Genomic DNA, 17,990 nt, shown 5'->3' on the forward strand with positions numbered 1-17,990 from the left:
TAGCCATTGAATGCTAAAATCTTGTCCCCATATAGTTTATATTCTGAGGTGTGGTTTCCTTGTTCTAGAAAGTAATTTTAAAACAAGAGATAGAAACCCTTAAACTAGCGTGAGCTAAACGAAGAGAGAGCTTTATGAATCCTGAGCGTTCCGAACGCATTGAAATACCAGTATTGCCTCTGCGTGATGTAGTGGTATACCCACATATGGTGATCCCACTGTTTGTTGGACGTGAAAAATCCATTCACAGTCTGGAAGCAGCGATGGATCATGACAAGCAGGTAATGCTGGTTGCGCAAAAAGAAGCCTCGACTGATGAGCCAGGGGTGAATGATTTATTTGCTGTCGGTACAGTCGCATCGGTTATTCAGATGCTAAAACTGCCTGATGGTACCGTTAAAGTCCTCGTTGAAGGTCTACGACGTGCACGTATTACCAGTTTGACAGATAATGGCGAATATTTCTTAGCGCAAGCAGAATATTTAGCTGCAGAGCAAAATAATGAATCTGAGCACGCAGCGTATGATGAAGCGACAGCGGGTTCTCAATCATCAGACGCACTTGATGAAAAAGAAAACGAAGTGTTGTACCGCACTATCGTTAGTCAGTTCGAAAGTTATATAAAACTGAATAAAAAGATTCCACCTGAAGTATTAACCGCGTTACATGCGATTGAACAAGATCAGCTAGACAAACTGGCAGATACCATTGCCTCTCACATGCCACTAAAATTAGCGGATAAACAACGCGTTTTAGAAATGGCAAATATCGCAGAGCGTGTAGAGTTTTTGATGGCCATGATGGAGTCAGAAACTGAGCTGCTGCAAGTGGAAAAACGCATCCGCAATCGTGTTAAAAAACAGATGGAAAAAAGCCAGCGTGAGTATTATCTGAATGAGCAAATGAAAGCCATTCAGAAAGAGCTGGGTGAAATGGACGATGCACCAGACGAATATGAATCGCTAAAACGTAAAATCGAAGAAGCGAAAATGCCAAAAGAGGCACAAGAGAAAGCAGAAGCAGAATTGCAGAAGCTGAAAATGATGTCGCCAATGTCAGCAGAAGCTACTGTTGTCCGTAGCTATATTGATTGGATGGTGCAGGTACCATGGCATAAACGTAGTAAAGTCAAAAAAGACTTAGTTAAAGCTCAAGAAGTGTTAGATACCGATCACTACGGTTTAGAGCGTGTGAAAGACCGTATTTTAGAGTATCTGGCAGTGCAAAGCCGCGTCAGTAAAATTAAAGGGCCAATCCTCTGTCTGGTTGGGCCTCCGGGCGTGGGTAAAACCTCTTTGGGGCAATCTATTGCTAAGGCTACTGGCCGTCAATACACTCGTATGGCATTAGGTGGGGTGCGTGATGAAGCTGAAATTCGCGGTCACCGTCGTACCTATATCGGTTCAATGCCAGGTAAGCTGATTCAAAAGATGGCAAAAGTAGGGGTCAAAAACCCACTATTTTTATTGGATGAAATTGATAAAATGTCATCTGATATGCGTGGTGACCCAGCCTCTGCATTATTAGAGGTGCTTGATCCAGAACAAAATATTGCCTTTAACGATCACTACTTGGAAGTGGATTACGATTTGTCTGATGTGATGTTTGTTGCAACATCCAACTCGATGAATATTCCAGCACCATTGTTAGATCGTATGGAAGTCATCCGTCTTTCTGGCTATACAGAAGATGAAAAACTGAATATTGCGAAAAAACATTTGCTGTCTAAGCAGATTGAACGTAACGCATTGAAAAAGAATGAGTTAACTATCGATGATAGTGCTTTAATGAGCATTATTCGTTATTACACTCGTGAAGCTGGAGTTCGTGGTTTAGAGCGTGAAATCTCTAAATTGTGTCGTAAAGCGGTTAAAGCGCTGCTCATGGACAAAAAGCTTAAGCACATTGAAATCAACGCTGATAACCTGAAAGATTATCTGGGTGTTCGCCGTTTTGATTATGGCCAAGCAGACACAGAAAACCGTGTTGGGCAAGTTACAGGCCTTGCTTGGACTGAAGTTGGTGGTGACTTACTGACTATTGAAACTGCATGTGTGCCAGGCAAAGGCAAACTAACTTATACCGGTTCTTTAGGTGAAGTCATGCAGGAGTCTATCCAAACGGCATTAACGGTTGTTAGAGCTCGAGCAGAAAAACTGGGTATAAATAGTGATTTCTATGAAAAACGTGATATTCATGTTCACGTACCAGAAGGCGCTACACCAAAAGATGGCCCGAGTGCGGGTATTGCGATGTCAACCGCTTTAGTCTCTTGCTTAACGGGTAATCCAGTTAGAGCTGACGTAGCAATGACAGGTGAAATTACTTTAAGAGGTTTAGTTTTCCCGATAGGCGGCCTGAAAGAAAAATTATTGGCTGCACACCGTGGAGGGATTAAAACCGTATTAATCCCTAAAGAAAACGAACGTGATTTAGAGGAAATTCCTCAAAATGTGATCGCGGATCTCGAAATTCATCCGGTGAAAACAATTGAAGAAGTTCTTTCTTTAGCTTTAGTTAACCCTCCTTTTGGGGCAGAAGTAGTTAAAAAGAAAGCTAAAAGAGTGAGCTGAATCAAGAAGTTTGTATAAAATTAAGACTGACAGCTAATTTAGGGCTTGTCAGTCTTTTTTTTCATCGCTAATTTAACGATGATTCTGATAATTGTTTGTATGCAATCTGTTCTCTTGCCATTGGTAATCAGGATTGATATAACGGCTGCATCATTAATTAACTATACTAATAACTGCTATAGTTAATTATAGTTAATTAAGAGATTTATAGTCCAACTAATATGGGGATGATAAGAGTGAATAAAGCTCAACTGATTGATCAAATCGCTTCTGATGCGAATATTTCTAAAGCTGCAGCAGGTCGTGTTGTTGACGCGTTCGTTGCTACTGTAACAGGTTCTCTGAGTAAAGGGGATGATGTTGCTCTAGTTGGCTTTGGGACTTTCTCTGTTCGTGAGCGTGCAGCACGTACAGGCCGTAACCCTCAAACGGGTAAAGAAATTAAAATCGCTGCGGCGAAAGTTCCTGCTTTCCGTCCAGGCAAGGGTCTTAAAGACGCTGTAAATAGCTAATTAAGTATTTAAGTTTGTCTTTCTCGTAATTTTGCGAAAACTCAAACTGACGGAATGTCTTTAATCAGCTAATATATAAGCGCACCATTGAAATGGTGCGCTTTTTTTTCTTTCTGAGTTAAGATTAGCGTATTATCAGGAAATTGAATTCAACAAAGCGGAGTTAAGCCTTTTTATGATGGAAAATTTACGCACAAAGGCGAATAGTCCTTTGCTCAAAATAATACTGGCGCTGATTATCCTTTCATTCGTGTTGGGTGGCGTTATGATGGGGGGCCTCGGTGGCAACAGTGCAAATAATGCAGCTGAAGTTAACGGGCAATCAATAAGCCGCGAACAGCTACAGCAGGCTTTTCAACAAGAACGCCAATCATTACAAGAGTACCTAGGGGATAAATTCTCAGAAGTCGCTAGTAATGAAGAAAGTATGAATTTACTGCGTCGTCAAGCTCTTGATAACTTGATTAACAATGAACTGATTAATCAGTATGCTAATGAATTACAGCTCTCAGCAAGTGACCAGCAAATTGAGCAATATATTTTCTCAATGCCTGTTTTCCAGACAGATGGCCGGTTTGATAGCGAAAAATATCGTGAGATCTTAAGTCGTAACAACATTAACGCGGATAGCCTTGCGGCTCAAATTCGCCAAGACCTTACACGAGCTCAGTTAGGAAAAACCTTTACTGGAACGGATTTCGCTTTACCATCAGAAGTTAAAGCATATGCTGAATTATTTATGCAAGAACGTGAAATTCGTACTGCAATCTTAGATTTAGCAGAGGTTCAAGCAAAACAAACAGCTTCTGAAGAAGAATTAAAAGCCTACTATGATGCCAACCAAAATAGCTTTATCTCACCTGAGAAAGTACAAGTAAGCTATGTTGAAATGGATGCAGCATCAATGCCGCCAGCGACAGTGTCAGCTGAGGAAGTAAAAGCGTATTATGATCAAAACCTGAAAAATTATACTCAGGCAGAGCAAAAACAGTACAGCATGATTCAGGTAGCTTCAGAAAAAGAAGCAAATGATATTCTGAATGAATTAAAACAAGGTGCGGACTTTGCAACACTGGCAACTGAAAAATCAACGGATAAATTCAGTGCAGGGCAAAAAGGCTTGATTGGTTGGATGGAAGCGGCATCAACGCCAAGCGAAATTGTGGACGCAAAATTAACAGAAAAAGGGCAACTTTCGGCACCTGTTAAATCACAAAATAGTTATGTTATCTTTCGCTTAGATGATATTAAACCTGAATCTATTAAACCGTTTGAGCAAGTTGAAGAAAGTATTAAAACTAGCTTACTTCAAGATAAAAACATTAAACAATTCTATGACTTACAGCAGAAGGTTAGTGAGGCTGCCACGAGTGATATGGAATCATTAGTTTCGGTTGAATCTGTATCTGGTTTGAAAGCTGTGACAACGGATTGGTTTGATAGAACAAATCCACCTGCCGCACTTAATTTCCCTAAAGTGGTCAGTGAAGTATTTAGCGACCGTTTAGTGGATAAAAATGGTTCTAAAGGGATCAACTCAGATGTTATTAACGTTGAAGGGGACCGTGCATTTGTTGTGCGTGTAACAGAGTACAAACCTGAAAGCGTTGAACCTTTTGATAAGGTTAAGTCCGAAATTGAAACTCTGGTTAAGCGCCAAAAAGCGGATGCAGAGTTGAAAGCTACGAGTGATAAACTTCTTGCTGAGTTAAATGCGGGTAAAGGAACAGAAGCTCTAAATGCGGCGGGGGTTAAATTTTCCGATACTCAAACTGTTTCTCGTTTAATGCCACAAACAGCGGTTATTAATGCAACGATGGAAATGCCGCAACCTGCTGATGGTAAACCAAGTTATGCACTTGCGCGTGATGAGTCCGATAACTATGTGCTTATTCAACTAGATAAAGTTACGCTAGGCCAACCGACGGATGATGAGTTAAAGCAACTGACTCGTGAATACCAAGGTGCTATGAGTTCTGCGGTCAATGAAGCTCTGATGCTTAATTTGCGTGAGAATGCAAAAATTGAAGTGCTGAATATTGAGTAATTGCGAGCAGCTTCGCAAGTAAAATTGTAACTTCATGAATAGAAGGCCACCTTTGGGTGGCCTTTCGTATTTTCAGTATTATTGAAAAGTGTTCCGTATTTTTCTATGGCATCGTTGTGTCTCAACATACACAGGAGAACAAATATGTTATGGAATTCAGTCAATAAATGCAGATTAGGTATTGTTCTGCTCCTTTCTTTATTATGCTCATTCTCTTCTTTTTCTTTGGCTAAGAAAATTGAGCGAGAAAAAGCCACAGAGGCTGTCATTCAAGAAAAACAAGTAAGTAATAACTCACCATCAACGAGCCATGGCCAGTCTGACAAAGTGAATATCAACTTAGCGGGTGAAGAAGAACTTGCAGAAAAACTTACTGGTATAGGTAGGCAAAAAGCGAAAGCAATCGTTGAATATAGGCAAAAATATGGTGCTTTTAATTCCATTGAAAATATTTTAGAAGTTCAGGGGATAGGTCCTGCATTTTTAGAAAAGAATAAAGATAAGTTAACTTTGTAACTAAAATCCCCCATACAGAGTATGGGGGTAATATATTAAAGGTTAATAATTAAGCAGAAAACTAAGCTTTTTATAAATAATTTGCGAGCTAAGTCTTATTATTGATAATCATTCAGCACATTTTCCGTACATTTGTTATTTTTATGTTATTAAAAAATAAACTGGTCGGAGTAGTTATGACAACACACATTAAAGTTCATGGTTATCATATAGATATTTTTCAACATGTTAATAATGCACGTTACTTAGAATTCTACGAAGCGGACCGCTGGGAATGGATGAATAAGCGTAATTTCATTAGTTGGGCGATAAAAAACAATTTAACAATGGCTGCGGTGAATATTAATGTAAATTATATCCAAGGCGTCTTGCTTGGTGATGAGCTGACAGTAGTGACTCGAATGGATAAAATCGGTACTAAAAGCGCAGTCTGTTATCAACAAATAATTCGCAATAAAGCAGGGGCTCAAGAGGTAGTTTCTGATGCTTATGTGACATTTGTATTTATCGATAACATAGAGAATAAAGCGATTGTTATTGATGAACAATTGCGTGAGAAACTAGAGTCATTCAAAGTAGGTTCTGAAGACTTTATTCAAAATTAGCCTACCTAGCTTGAATCGTTATGAATAAGCTAATGGCAGGCTATGTGTTTGACTAATTAATTATAACTTTTGCTTTAGTGAGAGCATGATAGCTTCTTTATCACTTAAATATTCATTTAAGCCCTTGCTCCTTAAATGGCAGGCAGCACATTCACCGCAACCATCACCTTGAATACCATTATAACAAGTCAGTGTTTGCTGCCTGATCGTTTCAAGGTGACCATAGCTGTCGGCAAGTGCCCAGGTTTGGGCTTTATTCAGCCACATTAACGGGGTTTCAAAGCGAATATTTTTGGCAAGACCGAGGTCTACTGCATGGTTGAGAGCTTTGACAAACTCATCTCGGCAGTCCGGGTAACCTGAAAAGTCGGTTTCACAAACCCCCGTTATCACTGCTTCTGCCTGTACTTGGTAAGCATAAATTGCAGCTAATGTGAGGAATAAAATGTTACGCCCTGGAACAAAAGTACTAGGCAACGCACTTGACTCACTTTCAGCGAAATCAGGGACTGGTATGTTGTCTCGGGTTAAGCTACTGATTGCCAATTCATTGAGTAATGTGACATCTAATACTTTATGTGCCGCAGCACCTAAAGATACGCTTAATTTCTGTGCGACTTCGATTTCAAAACGGTGGCGCTGGCCGTAATCGAAAGTAACACAGTGAACTTCATCATAGTTTTGCAAAGCTTGAATAAGACAGGTTGTTGAGTCTTGGCCCCCGCTAAAAACCACAACTGCGCGTTTCATAGGTACTCCTTGGTGATATATCATTTTCAATATGTAATAAGAAGAGAGCGAAACATGTTAGCGATACTAGGATGCAATTAATAGTTCTATTTTTATCAAGCGAGTTTGATTGAGGTACTATTTATATGTCAATTTGGTTATTTGTGTAAAAATATTCTATAATCGTGGTGTTTGGTAACATTTTTATTGTTTTTTAATTATTCAATTTTGCATAATATGTTTATGCAGCTAATAAAATAACGACAAAAGTACTTACACCTAGATCAAGAGAGCATTCATGTTAGATAAAATAGACAAAAAACTGCTTTGTTTATTGCAAAATGACAGTAGCCTATCCTTAAATACCCTTGCTGAAGCTGTTAATTTAACATCTACTCCGTGCTGGAAAAGATTAAAAAGGCTTGAAGATGAAGGCTATATTCGAGGGCGAGTGACCTTACTCGATGGTGAGAAGCTAGGTTTAGGTTTAACGGTAATTGTGACAATTAAAACACAGCATCATAATAGTGAGTGGTATGAGCAATTTGTTTCTTTTGTTAGTCAACTTCCTGAGGTGCTGATGTTTTATCGCATGGCTGGTGAGTATGATTATCTTATGCAAGTCGAAGTGCATGATATGAAATCATATGACTTATTTTATAAAAAGCTAGTCAATGGCGTTCATGGTCTAATAGATGTAACTTCAAGCTTTGCAATGGAAAAAATCAAATATACGACAGTATTGCCTATCCCTGACTAACCTCGTAATAGCTTAGATAATTACGGTCTCTCATTCTTAGGCATCAATAAATCAATATATTCAAGGCAGTATTACGTGCGATTATTTTCACAACTAGGTTGGTATTTTTTGAGTGAATGGCGGCGCTATCTCGGCGCTGTTTGCTTTTTAATTATCATTGCTATTTTACAATTAGTTCCTCCACGCATTGTTGGTGTTGTCGTTGATGGAATAAGTAAAGGAGCAATGCCGACAAAGCAATTAATCACTTATGTTTTAATCATGCTGTTGATTGCATTGGTTGTGTATGGGTTGCGGTATATTTGGCGTTTATGGTTATTTGGTGCTTCTTATAAGTTAGCTGTACAGCTACGACAAAAGTTTTATCGGCAATTAAGTCTGCAGAATCAAGCGTTTTACCATAAGTATCGAACGGGAGACCTAATTGCACGTACAACGAATGATGTTGACCGAGTCGTGTTCGCAGCTGGTGAAGGTGTTTTAACATTAGTTGACTCATTGGTGATGGGGTGTGCGGTGCTCATCATGATGAGTGTTGAAATTAGTTGGCAGCTTACTTTACTAGCACTTATTCCAATGCCAATTATGGCATTAATCATTAAACGGTATGGAGACCAGCTTCATCAGCGCTTCAAGCATGCTCAAGGGGCATTTTCGTCTTTAAATAATCATGCGCAAGAAAGTTTAACAAGTATTCGTATGATTAAAGCTTTTGGCCTTGAAGATCATCAATCAAATCAATTTGAACAGGTTGCTACTGAGGCAGGGCGTCGCAATATGCATGTTGCTAAAGTTGATGCGCGTTTTGACCCCACCATTTTTATGGCGATTGGTATGGCAAATTTACTCGCTATTGCAGGTGGAAGCTGGATGGTATTAAACGATACATTGACGTTAGGTGAATTAACGAGCTTTGTAATGTATCTAGGGTTAATGATTTGGCCGATGTTAGCGCTTGCTTGGATGTTTAATATCGTTGAACGAGGTAGTGCGGCTTATAGCCGTATTCTAAGTTTACTCAATGAACCGTTAGTCATTCAGGATGGTTCGCATTCATTACAGCCTGAAAAGGGAAACTTGAATGTGAATATTATCAACTTTAGTTATCCAGAAACTAAGCGAATAGCATTACATGATATTAAGTTTGATTTAAAACCTGGACAATTTTTGGGGCTCTGTGGGCCGACGGGGGCTGGAAAATCAACGTTGTTGACGTTATTACAGCGTCAATTTGATGTGACGGAAGGGGCGATTTGCTATCAAGGCTTATCACTACCCGAAATCCGTTTAGATGAATGGCGTGCTCGGTTATCTATCGTAAATCAGTCCCCATTTTTATTTTCAGATACAGTTGCTGGCAATATCGCGCTTGGGCGGCCTAATGCCACTCAAGATGAAATTGAACAGGCTGCGCGTATAGCTTGTGTACATGATGATATTTTACGTTTACCTGAAGGCTATTCCACTCAGGTTGGTGAGCGCGGTGTCATGCTATCTGGCGGGCAGAAACAACGAATTTCTATTGCAAGGGCCATCTTGCAAAATGCAGAAATCTTGGTGTTAGATGATGCGCTTTCTGCCGTTGATGGGCAGACCGAGTTTACAATTTTACAAAATTTAAGCCATTGGCGGCAGGGTAGGACTATGATAATTAGCGCCCATCGTCTATCTGCATTGGTAGAGGCAGACAATATTATTGTGTTATCTCAAGGTGCTATTGTTAGTCGAGGTAAACATGAAGCGCTTATTGAGCAATCGGGTTGGTATAAAGATATGTATCAGTATCAACAGATTGAAGCTGCTCTGGATGGTGAGCTATGAGCCAAAAGAAACCGCTATGGCCAGCACTCAAGCGTTTGCTTGGTTATGGAAAAGCATACCGAGGAACCATGGGTATTGCCATTGCAATGCTATGGTTAGCCGCTATTGCAGAAGTTAGTGGGCCTCTGCTAATCAGCTATTTTATTGATAACATGATAGCGAAAAAACAAATCATCATGCCACTTGCTTTATATATGGCAGTTGGTTTTATATTGCTCCAAGTTATTGCAGCGTTATTACATTACTATCAAATTATTTTATTTAATAAAGCCTCTGTGGGGGTAGTGCAAACATTACGTACAGATGTGATGAATGCAGCCCTTCGACAGCCCCTAAGTGCATTCGATAAGCAACCTGTTGGCCAATTAATTTCACGAGTTACAAATGATACTGAAGTTATTAAAGATCTATTTGTGATGGTTGTGCCGACAGTATTTCGTAGTTTAGCCCTGATTTGTGCCATGTTAGTTGCTATGTTTTCATTGGAATGGCGTATGGCATCAATTGCAGTGATGATTTTTCCTGCAGTATTTGTGGTAATGCTTGTTTATCAGCGTTTAAGTACGCCCATTGTGCGCCGTGTGAGATCTTATCTTGCAGATATTAATAACGGTTTTAACGAAGTCATTAATGGAATGACAGTTATTCAGCAATTTATCCAACAGGCTAGGTTTGGCGAAAAAATGCAAAGTATTAGCCAAGACCATTATTTTGCAAGAATGAAAGCATTAAAACTTGATGGCTTACTATTAAGGCCATTACTAAGTTTACTTTCAGCTTCAGTATTGTGTGGCTTGCTATTGCTATTTGGGTTCGAAGGAACGACTACCATTGGTGTTGGTGTCTTATATGCATTTATTAACTATTTAGGTCGCTTGAATGAGCCGCTTATTGAGTTAACTTCTCAGCAATCAATGCTTCAGCAAGCTGTTGTTTCTGGTGAGCGTGTATTTGAATTAATGGATAGTCCGCAGCAAGGTTATGGTGAAAGTATTGAGCCATTACAAGGAGGTTCAATCTCAATTAACCATTTATCTTTCGCTTACCGTGATAACAAAATGGTACTTAAAGATATTAATTTACAAGTGCCTGATAATAACTTCGTTGCATTAGTCGGTCATACAGGCAGCGGTAAAAGTACCATAGCAAATTTAATTATGGGGTATTACCCGTGGCAGGAGGGAGATATTTTATTAGATGGACGTAATTTGAGTTCACTATCCCACCAAGTATTACGTAATGGTATTGCAATGGTACAACAAGACCCTGTTGTCCTCGCTGCTTCTTTTTTTGACAACGTCGCATTAGGACGTGAGATTAGCCAAGACAAAGTTTGGGAAGTTCTTGAAACTGTTCAGCTTGCTGGGTTGGTTCGTGGCTTACCTGATGGGCTAGATACCGTGCTTGGTGAACAGGGAAATACCCTGTCTGTAGGGCAAAGACAGTTATTAGCGATGGCCCGGGTACTTGTGGTGACACCCAAAATTTTAATTTTGGATGAAGCAACCGCGAATATTGACTCAGGGACAGAGCAAGCGATACAAAAAGCGTTACGAGTGATTCGCCAACATACTACGTTAGTTGTGATCGCCCACCGTTTATCGACAATTGTCGACGCTGACCAAGTCGTTGTGTTACATCGTGGTGCAATTGTTGAGCAAGGTAAACATTTACAGCTTTTGCAACAAAAAGGACGTTATTATCAAATGTACCAGTTGCAGCAAGTTGGAGAATCATTAAATGCCCATAGTGATGCTGAAATTGAGGCTATACCTAGTTAATTATTCTGCACTCTTATAATGCATACCTTAAAGCCACTCATTCGAGTGGTTTTTTATTTTGTTCTTTCCTATTGAATTTTATGGATAAATATATTTTGGCACACGGTTTGCTATAAAGTCAGTGCTGTCCGAAGTATTAAGCAGCTTATTCATATGACTTATAGGAGTGAACATGAAATATATCATCGCGATCATTAAGCCATTTAAATTAGATGAAGTTCGAGAGGCACTATCAGATATTGGGGTTCAAGGGCTTACGATTACTGAAGTTCGAGGGTTTGGGCGGCAAAAAGGACATGCCGAATTATATAGAGGAGCTGAATATACCGTCGATTTTTTACCTAAAGTACGTATGGAAATAGCGGTTTCTGATGAGTTGGTAGAGCAGGTGATTGAAACAATTGAAAAAAAAGCTTATACGGGCCAAGTCGGGGATGGAAAAATATTTATTTTGTCATTAGAGCAAGCAGTACGTATTCGTACAGGTGAAAAACAAGACGAAGCACTGTAGGAGAGCAAATATGAGCAAAGGGTTCCAATACTTATTTTTATTGATATCAATGGGTGGTTTTCCAATAACCGTGTTTGCAGCAGAGGAAACCCTAGATAAAGCTGATAACGCATTTATGATGATAGCGACTGCTTTAGTTATTTTTATGATACTGCCAGGTATCGCATTATTTTATGGTGGGTTACTGAGAAGTAAAAATGTTCTTTCTTTAATGGCTCAAACTGCGGTTATTTTCGCTTTAGTGTCTGTTATTTGGATTGTTTATGGATACAGTTTAGCTTTTAGTGAGGGGAATGATTTTATAGGTGGTTTTAGTCAGATTATGTTGAAAAACATCACTGTAGATAGTTTATCTGGGCCGATCCCTCAATTTATTCACGTTGTATTCCAAGGTGCATTTGCATGCTTAACAGTTGCATTAGTGATAGGTGCACTAGGGGAGCGCATTAAATTTTCTGCAATTTTAATATTTACCGTTATCTGGACTACATTTGCTTATTTACCAATGGCACACATGGTATGGGGCGGCGGTATTTTATCCCAAGATGGTGCACTAGATTTTGCAGGGGGGACGGTTGTTCATATTAATGCGGCTGTTGCAGGTTTAGTTGGTGCTTACTTACTTGGACATCGTACCGGATTAGGGAAAGAAGCCATTAAACCTCATAACTTACCTATGGTATTTATGGGAACCTCTATATTATTTATTGGCTGGTTTGGTTTCAATGCAGGTTCGGCAGGAAGTGCAAATAGTATTGCAGCCTTAGCGTTTGTGAACACTATTGCAGCGGCGGCTGGCGCTATTTTATCATGGACTTTAGCAGAGTGGATTTTCAGGGAAAAACCTTCATTATTAGGTGCTTGCTCTGGGTGCTTGGCCGGGTTAGTCGGTGTTACGCCAGCGGCGGGCACTGTGGGTGTCGGCGGGGCATTAATCATCGGGCTGCTTTCTGGGCTAGCGGGTTTATGGGGGGTTGTGATTTTAAAACGCCGGTTAAAAGTTGATGATGTGTGCGATGTTTTTGGGGTTCATGGTGTCTGCGGAATTTTAGGTTGTTTACTAACGGGGGTGTTTACCTCAACTGCATTAGGTGGAAGTGGCTATGCAGAAGGTATTACGATGATGAAACAAGTGGGAATTCAAGCTATTAGTATTCTAGTTTGTGTTGTTTGGACTGCAATTGTTGCTTATATTGCATTTAAAATCGCAGAGAAAACGTCTGGCTTACGCATTAATGTTGAAAAAGAAAGGGAAGGTTTAGATATTACTTCTCATGGTGAAAGTGCCTACAATTAACCTTAATGTAATGATAATGACAGGATAATACTGTGTTTTATGTAAATTGATAATGGCAGCGTATTGCTGGCTGCCATTACCTTTTTAAACTGACAATTTTATTTTTCTAAGTAAGTAATCACTTACTTGAAGTCCCTTCTATTTTTGAGGTTGCCTATGGCGGATTACGCCCTCTTGGACAGCCGTTGCAACAAGATCACCTTGTAAATTATAGATTTGTCCTTTCACAAAACCCCTCCCTCCTGATGCTGAAGGGCTTTCTACGGCATACAGTAACCAATCATCAATTTTAAATGGACGATGGAACCACATTGAATGGTCAATCGTTGCAACCTGTAAGTCGCGTTCCATAAAGCCTCTACCATGCGGTTGTAATGCGGCTGGAAGGAAATTGTAATCAGAAGCATAACCTAATAAATAGTGATGAAGTGAAGGTAGGTCAGGTAGCAGCCCTTTTGCTTTGAACCAAATATAGCGAAATGGTTCTTGAGGGGCGGAATCGAATGGGCTGTAAAACTCAACAGGGCGAAACTCAAAGGGAGTTGGCCTAAGAGCGTATTTTTTAACTGCTTCCGGTAATTTATCAGCCAAACTTTGAACAATATCATCTTGAGAAATTAATTTTGTCGGTGGTGGCACATCCGGCATTAAGTTTTGATGGCTATAACCTTCTTCTTGAGATTGAAATGATGCGGTCATAAAAAAGATAGGCTTGCCATTTTGAATGGCACTTACTCGGCGTGCACTAAAGCTTCCACCATCGCGCAAAATTTCAACGTCATAAACAATAGGACGAGAGCTGTCACCGGGGCGCAAAAAATAACTATGAAAAGAATTAATCGCTCTTTCTTCAGGTATGGTTTGTTTCGCAGCATACATGGCTTGCCCAACAACCTGCCCGCCAAAAACTTGAGGCAATCCAAGGTCTTCACTTTGTCCTCGAAAAATCCCTTCTTCAATTTTTTCGAGTTCAATTAGGCTAATTAAATTCTGTAATTCTGGGCTCATAGTCATCTTAGTTCTGTTATATGTAAATGAGATACAGGTATTTTCCCATTATTTACCCTGAATAGGTAGATTAATTGCTATCGAATAAATTGGGGTTACGTATTGTTACATTTAGAAATATAAATGTATTATTCTACCAATATTAGTTATACTTTTTATCATTCCTTGTCAGAAAATGATTTGTCTATTCCGATTATTTAAAAATGTTTTAGTAAACATTGTATTATAGGTAATAACTATGAAGTTTTTTCGCTACATTGTTAGCTTATTAGTGCTTTTAACGTTGGTTGGCTGTGAAGGGAATAGCACAAAGCCCAGTGAAAAAACACTTAATGCTAAAAATAGCAATAATAACCAGACGGTAGATTCAGGGAAAATTGAGGGCCGTGTGGTAATCTTACAGGATACTGTTTTACCCGAAGGTGCGGTTGTTACAATCACTTTGGCAGATACAACAGTTGCGGACTTACCTGCTCTAATATTATCTCAAAAATATTATAATTCGGTGAACAATCGGCCGACAATTCCTTTTGAACTAACTTACCAAAAAAGTGAAGTTAGGCAAGAAGGCACGCTAGTTGTGAATGCAACTATAAGCGCAAACGGAAAACTATTGTATATCAGTGATAGTGTTGTAGAGGTTATCAACAACGGTATTACAAAAAATGTTGAATTATTGATGGTCTCTGCGAATTAGCCAATGTACCGGCTCTTAGTTGAGTCTCTATTTTTATAGGTGTTTGTGTGATAAATCGCCACTTAGCTATGGGTTTCTTGCTATTTCAATGACTATCAAGCATAATGCCCCTGCTTTGAAAGAAGCAATCAATGGGGGCTCTGTTGGTTCTCCCGCAACGCTAACTTGTTAACTTGGTCAGGTCCGGAAGGAAGCAGCCATAGCAGGGGTCGTGTGTGCCGGGATGTCGCTGGCAGGGCTCCCACCCAATTCTAAGACCTTTCCTTGTATATCAATCTCCCTATTCCAATTTATTATAAATATAATTTTTAATTGTTTTTTCTGTTTATTCTTTTTTATTTTTATAAATGTAAATTAAACTTTAAGGTTTAAATGAATTCAAAAGTTAAAAAGAAAAGTTAAGAATACAACATTAATTGTTGAGTATTGTGATAAGAAAAAGTTGGCAGGCTAAAATTTAAAGTAAGAAAATCCTATTAGCATAATAATTATGCCAATAATAAAATGACAAATACATTGCGTTCAGCCGATAAGTGGATTTACCGGCTATAACCATTCACTATCTGTGCGTGTTAATAAGATATTATCTAACAAACTTCCAAACAGACGCTGGGATTTTATCATAAAGCTTATTCATTGTGAGTTCAGCTAAGCGGTGATCTGCTGCTGAATAGAATAGCTCTAGCTCATCATCAGATAATTCATACTTATTTTTTTCAATGACACGCTCAAGTGTTTCAATTGTGGTGCATTTTCTTAAACGCATCAGATAATCAGATTTGGTCATAATACCCTTTCTTTTATGCAAAATTACTTATTAATATACGGTTTTATAGTCTGAACTAAAGGTAAATAATACCTTTAAGTTTTGCTGGTTAGGCACTTTAGGTCATCATCCAGCACAGCGACAAGGCTGTGATTCATTGCTTCCCAGTCTATAATTTCACTAAGTGTGATAACTGGGCTGCCGAATAAATCATAGGTCTCATCGAGGTATTCTTCGATAAGTGATATAACAAGATTTTCTTTTGGGTATTTGATTTTAAACCGCCATACAAATGCAGCGATATGTTCAATGAGTTCATTCAAGGCTGCGCTTTGCGGGGAGCTTAAATCATTAATCCAGTGTGTATTTGTTTTTTGTAAGCTTAAAATAGCGTCTCTATTGAGACTATTACATAAGTATTTTAGTTCTGCTATATCATGTCTTTTGGGTGAGTATTCATCCATAATCACCTCCGCAGGCGAATCTGACTTTTGCTGTGTGTATTTTTTATCAATAATGTCATGTTAACTAATTAAAGCACCTATGTTCAATATAAAAGTTTGCACGTTAGTATATTGAAAAATATAAGATTATTGCTAGTTCGTTAAACTTTCGAAAATTATTAATATAATACATAAGCGATGTTCGAATACGGACTGGCTGCTCGGACTAAACTAGCCGCGATATAATAATAGCATTATTACCACATATGTCACCACCAATAAACGACTTTTTTCTAATTTATTAGTGAGTAGTTGAGGTTTGAGTTACGTATGTTCTGTTTAAACTCAATTTTATGAAGTATTTAAACTATAGTTTAACCATCGGTTATTCTAGTACAGCGAATATGAAACGTTTATACAAAAGATGTTATAAAAATTATTATCCTATTTAATTCATTCAAATAATTAATTTTTACTAATAAGAGAATTCAAAATAAAAAAGCTTTTATCTGAAATAGACAAAAGCTTTTTTGCTGAGATTAACTTAAAGGTAGAGGTTTAAGGTCACCCCTGGTTTCAGGTCGGCCATTTTAACACCTGAATTCCAAGTCATTAAATCATTGAGCTTTATGCCATGACGCTTAGCAATGCTATAGTAGGAATCGCCTTTTCTTACTTTATAGGTTTTTGCCTTACGGCTACTTGCTGTAGACGCTGGGCTAGCAACTTTTAATACTTGCCCAGGTTTGATAACGCTTGCGGTTTTTAATCCATTTAGCTTTTGAATATCTTTCGCAGTAGTATTGAATTTTTTTGCAATACTTGCGACGGATTCGCCTTTGCGTACTTTATATGTCGCTATTTTAGCTCGATTTTGACGCGCACTAGAAATTGCAGTAGGTTGTGCTGTTTTTATCTGCTGATTTTGTTGCGCTGCTAAGCGAATCGTGTTTAAAACGTCTTGGTCTGAAAGAGATGTTTTGAATTGTTCGGCTTTAGCCGTAGGTAGCATAATATAATGAGGGCCACTTGGTGATGTTATACCGCGAGTGTAACCAGAATTATATGTTTTTACCGATTCAACTGTTAACCCAGCCAACTCAGCAGCTTGAGATAACGTGATTTGTTGGCCAACATCAATTTGAGTGAGTGCTCTATTTTTATTACTTGTTGGCAAATTAACTTGATACCTTTCAGGATTTTTTAATACTTGGCTAAGCGCTAAGATTTTTGGTACATATTGTTTGGTTTCTTTCGGTAAAGAGAGTGACCAGAAATCAGTTGGTAACCCGGCAGCCTCATTTTTCTTGATAGCATTTTGTACACAGCCTTCACCACAGTTATAGGCAGCTAGAGTGAGCTCCCAGTCATGGCCGAACATAACATTTAAGTTTTCGAGAAGATCGAAGGCCGCTTTAGTTGAAGAAACAACATCTCTGCGTTCATCAACCCATTGTGTTTGTTTTAGGCCATATGAGCGAGCCGTGATAGGGACGATTTGCCATAGGCCTGCAGCTTGTGCCGGAGAAGTTGCTTTAGGATTAAACGAGCTTTCAATAATAGGAATTAAAGCTAACTCCATTGGTAAATTGCGCTCATTAATTTCGTCTACGATGAGGTACATGTATGGCTCAGCTCTTAATGCCACATCGTAGACAAAACGTTGTTTATTTAAATAACTATTTGCTAACTCCCTAATTTGAGGTTTATCAGGGACATCCATTTTTAGTTCATCACTAATATAACCCCATAGGTCATAATCAGATTTAGGTAATTGTCTACTGGCGGCTTGGTTATGTGGTGCAACAGTTTCAATTGTATGATTACTAGGAGTTTTGTTCTGCTTAATTTTTTTCGGGGCAGTTTGGCATCCGGCCAACAGAACAATGGCGATAAGCGTCGCGATTATCTTCATTCTTTTCTA

General features: G+C 38.9%; 16 protein-coding genes and 1 other RNA gene. 12 read left to right on the forward strand and 5 right to left on the reverse strand.

Annotated elements, in window-relative coordinates:
- Positions 1 to 134 precede the first annotated feature (134 nt).
- The 5 genes from lon (at position 135) to M1F17_RS03640 (ending at position 6,253) form a co-directional block, all read left to right on the forward strand.
- Positions 135 to 2,573 carry an endopeptidase La gene (gene lon, locus M1F17_RS03620; RefSeq protein ID WP_004905440.1) on the forward strand — a complete coding sequence of 813 codons (2,439 nt, stop codon included), beginning with the start codon at positions 135 to 137 and terminating at the stop codon, positions 2,571 to 2,573.
- 236 nt (positions 2,574 to 2,809) lie between these two features.
- On the forward strand, positions 2,810 to 3,085 hold the full coding sequence (gene hupB, locus M1F17_RS03625; RefSeq protein WP_004914513.1) for a nucleoid-associated protein HU-beta: 276 nt from the start codon (positions 2,810 to 2,812) through the stop codon (positions 3,083 to 3,085).
- Between the two features lie 175 nt (positions 3,086 to 3,260).
- Entirely contained in the window at positions 3,261 to 5,132 is a 1,872-nt protein-coding gene (ppiD, locus tag M1F17_RS03630; RefSeq protein WP_136134841.1) for a peptidylprolyl isomerase, read from the forward strand.
- 144 nt (positions 5,133 to 5,276) lie between these two features.
- Positions 5,277 to 5,648 carry a ComEA family DNA-binding protein gene (locus M1F17_RS03635; RefSeq protein WP_036958552.1) on the forward strand — a complete coding sequence of 124 codons (372 nt, stop codon included), beginning with the start codon at positions 5,277 to 5,279 and terminating at the stop codon, positions 5,646 to 5,648.
- 176 nt (positions 5,649 to 5,824) lie between these two features.
- A complete protein-coding gene (locus M1F17_RS03640) occupies positions 5,825 to 6,253 on the forward strand; it encodes an acyl-CoA thioesterase (protein WP_036958551.1) in 429 nt (142 codons plus the stop codon).
- A 60-nt stretch (positions 6,254 to 6,313) separates the two neighbouring features.
- Here the strand turns inward: M1F17_RS03640 and queC are convergent, their stop codons facing one another.
- The gene (gene queC / locus M1F17_RS03645; protein ID WP_036958550.1) at positions 6,314 to 7,003 is read right to left on the reverse strand and encodes a 7-cyano-7-deazaguanine synthase QueC; all 690 of its coding nucleotides are present in this window, start codon (positions 7,001 to 7,003) and stop codon (positions 6,314 to 6,316) included.
- A gap of 277 nt (positions 7,004 to 7,280) precedes the next feature.
- Between queC and M1F17_RS03650 the strand changes: the two genes are divergently transcribed.
- From M1F17_RS03650 to amtB, 5 genes are all read left to right on the forward strand, one after another.
- Positions 7,281 to 7,742: an Lrp/AsnC family transcriptional regulator gene (locus M1F17_RS03650; protein ID WP_004905429.1), complete on the forward strand. Its 462-nt coding sequence runs from the start codon at positions 7,281 to 7,283 to the stop codon at positions 7,740 to 7,742.
- Between the two features lie 75 nt (positions 7,743 to 7,817).
- Positions 7,818 to 9,563, forward strand: a complete 1,746-nt coding sequence (locus M1F17_RS03655) for a SmdA family multidrug ABC transporter permease/ATP-binding protein (protein WP_318837239.1) — start codon at positions 7,818 to 7,820, stop codon at positions 9,561 to 9,563.
- On the forward strand, positions 9,560 to 11,344 hold the full coding sequence (locus M1F17_RS03660) for a SmdB family multidrug efflux ABC transporter permease/ATP-binding protein (protein WP_004905423.1): 1,785 nt from the start codon (positions 9,560 to 9,562) through the stop codon (positions 11,342 to 11,344). The genes M1F17_RS03655 and M1F17_RS03660 overlap by 4 nt, the downstream gene beginning before the upstream one ends.
- Positions 11,345 to 11,516: 172 nt before the next feature.
- A complete protein-coding gene (gene glnK, locus M1F17_RS03665) occupies positions 11,517 to 11,855 on the forward strand; it encodes a P-II family nitrogen regulator (protein ID WP_004905421.1) in 339 nt (112 codons plus the stop codon).
- 10 nt (positions 11,856 to 11,865) lie between these two features.
- Positions 11,866 to 13,152: an ammonium transporter AmtB gene (amtB, locus tag M1F17_RS03670; protein ID WP_004905420.1), complete on the forward strand. Its 1,287-nt coding sequence runs from the start codon at positions 11,866 to 11,868 to the stop codon at positions 13,150 to 13,152.
- A 138-nt stretch (positions 13,153 to 13,290) separates the two neighbouring features.
- On the opposite strand, the gene tesB is transcribed toward amtB, so the two are convergent.
- Entirely contained in the window at positions 13,291 to 14,160 is an 870-nt protein-coding gene (tesB, locus tag M1F17_RS03675) for an acyl-CoA thioesterase II (protein ID WP_318837427.1), read from the reverse strand.
- 238 nt (positions 14,161 to 14,398) lie between these two features.
- Between tesB and M1F17_RS03680 the strand changes: the two genes are divergently transcribed.
- Both M1F17_RS03680 and ffs read left to right on the forward strand, forming a co-directional pair.
- On the forward strand, positions 14,399 to 14,857 hold the full coding sequence (locus tag M1F17_RS03680; protein ID WP_004905418.1) for a YbaY family lipoprotein: 459 nt from the start codon (positions 14,399 to 14,401) through the stop codon (positions 14,855 to 14,857).
- Between the two features lie 141 nt (positions 14,858 to 14,998).
- An RNA gene (gene ffs / locus M1F17_RS03685) (signal recognition particle sRNA small type) lies at positions 14,999 to 15,095 on the forward strand.
- Between the two features lie 345 nt (positions 15,096 to 15,440).
- Here ffs and M1F17_RS03690 read toward each other — a convergent pair.
- From M1F17_RS03690 to mltD, 3 genes are all read right to left on the reverse strand, one after another.
- Positions 15,441 to 15,644 (reverse strand): HHA domain-containing protein, encoded by a 204-nt coding sequence (locus M1F17_RS03690; RefSeq protein WP_004905417.1) that lies wholly within the window; start codon positions 15,642 to 15,644, stop codon positions 15,441 to 15,443.
- A 74-nt stretch (positions 15,645 to 15,718) separates the two neighbouring features.
- Positions 15,719 to 16,087, reverse strand: coding sequence for an Hha toxicity modulator TomB (gene tomB / locus M1F17_RS03695; protein WP_004905413.1), 369 nt, complete (start codon positions 16,085 to 16,087; stop codon positions 15,719 to 15,721).
- A 523-nt stretch (positions 16,088 to 16,610) separates the two neighbouring features.
- Positions 16,611 to 17,981, reverse strand: a complete 1,371-nt coding sequence (mltD, locus tag M1F17_RS03700) for a murein transglycosylase D (protein ID WP_094962148.1) — start codon at positions 17,979 to 17,981, stop codon at positions 16,611 to 16,613.
- Positions 17,982 to 17,990: the final 9 nt, after the last annotated feature.

It is taken from the genome of Providencia sp. PROV073, from assembly GCF_033688125.1.
Lineage (GTDB): Bacteria > Pseudomonadota > Gammaproteobacteria > Enterobacterales > Enterobacteriaceae > Providencia > Providencia hangzhouensis.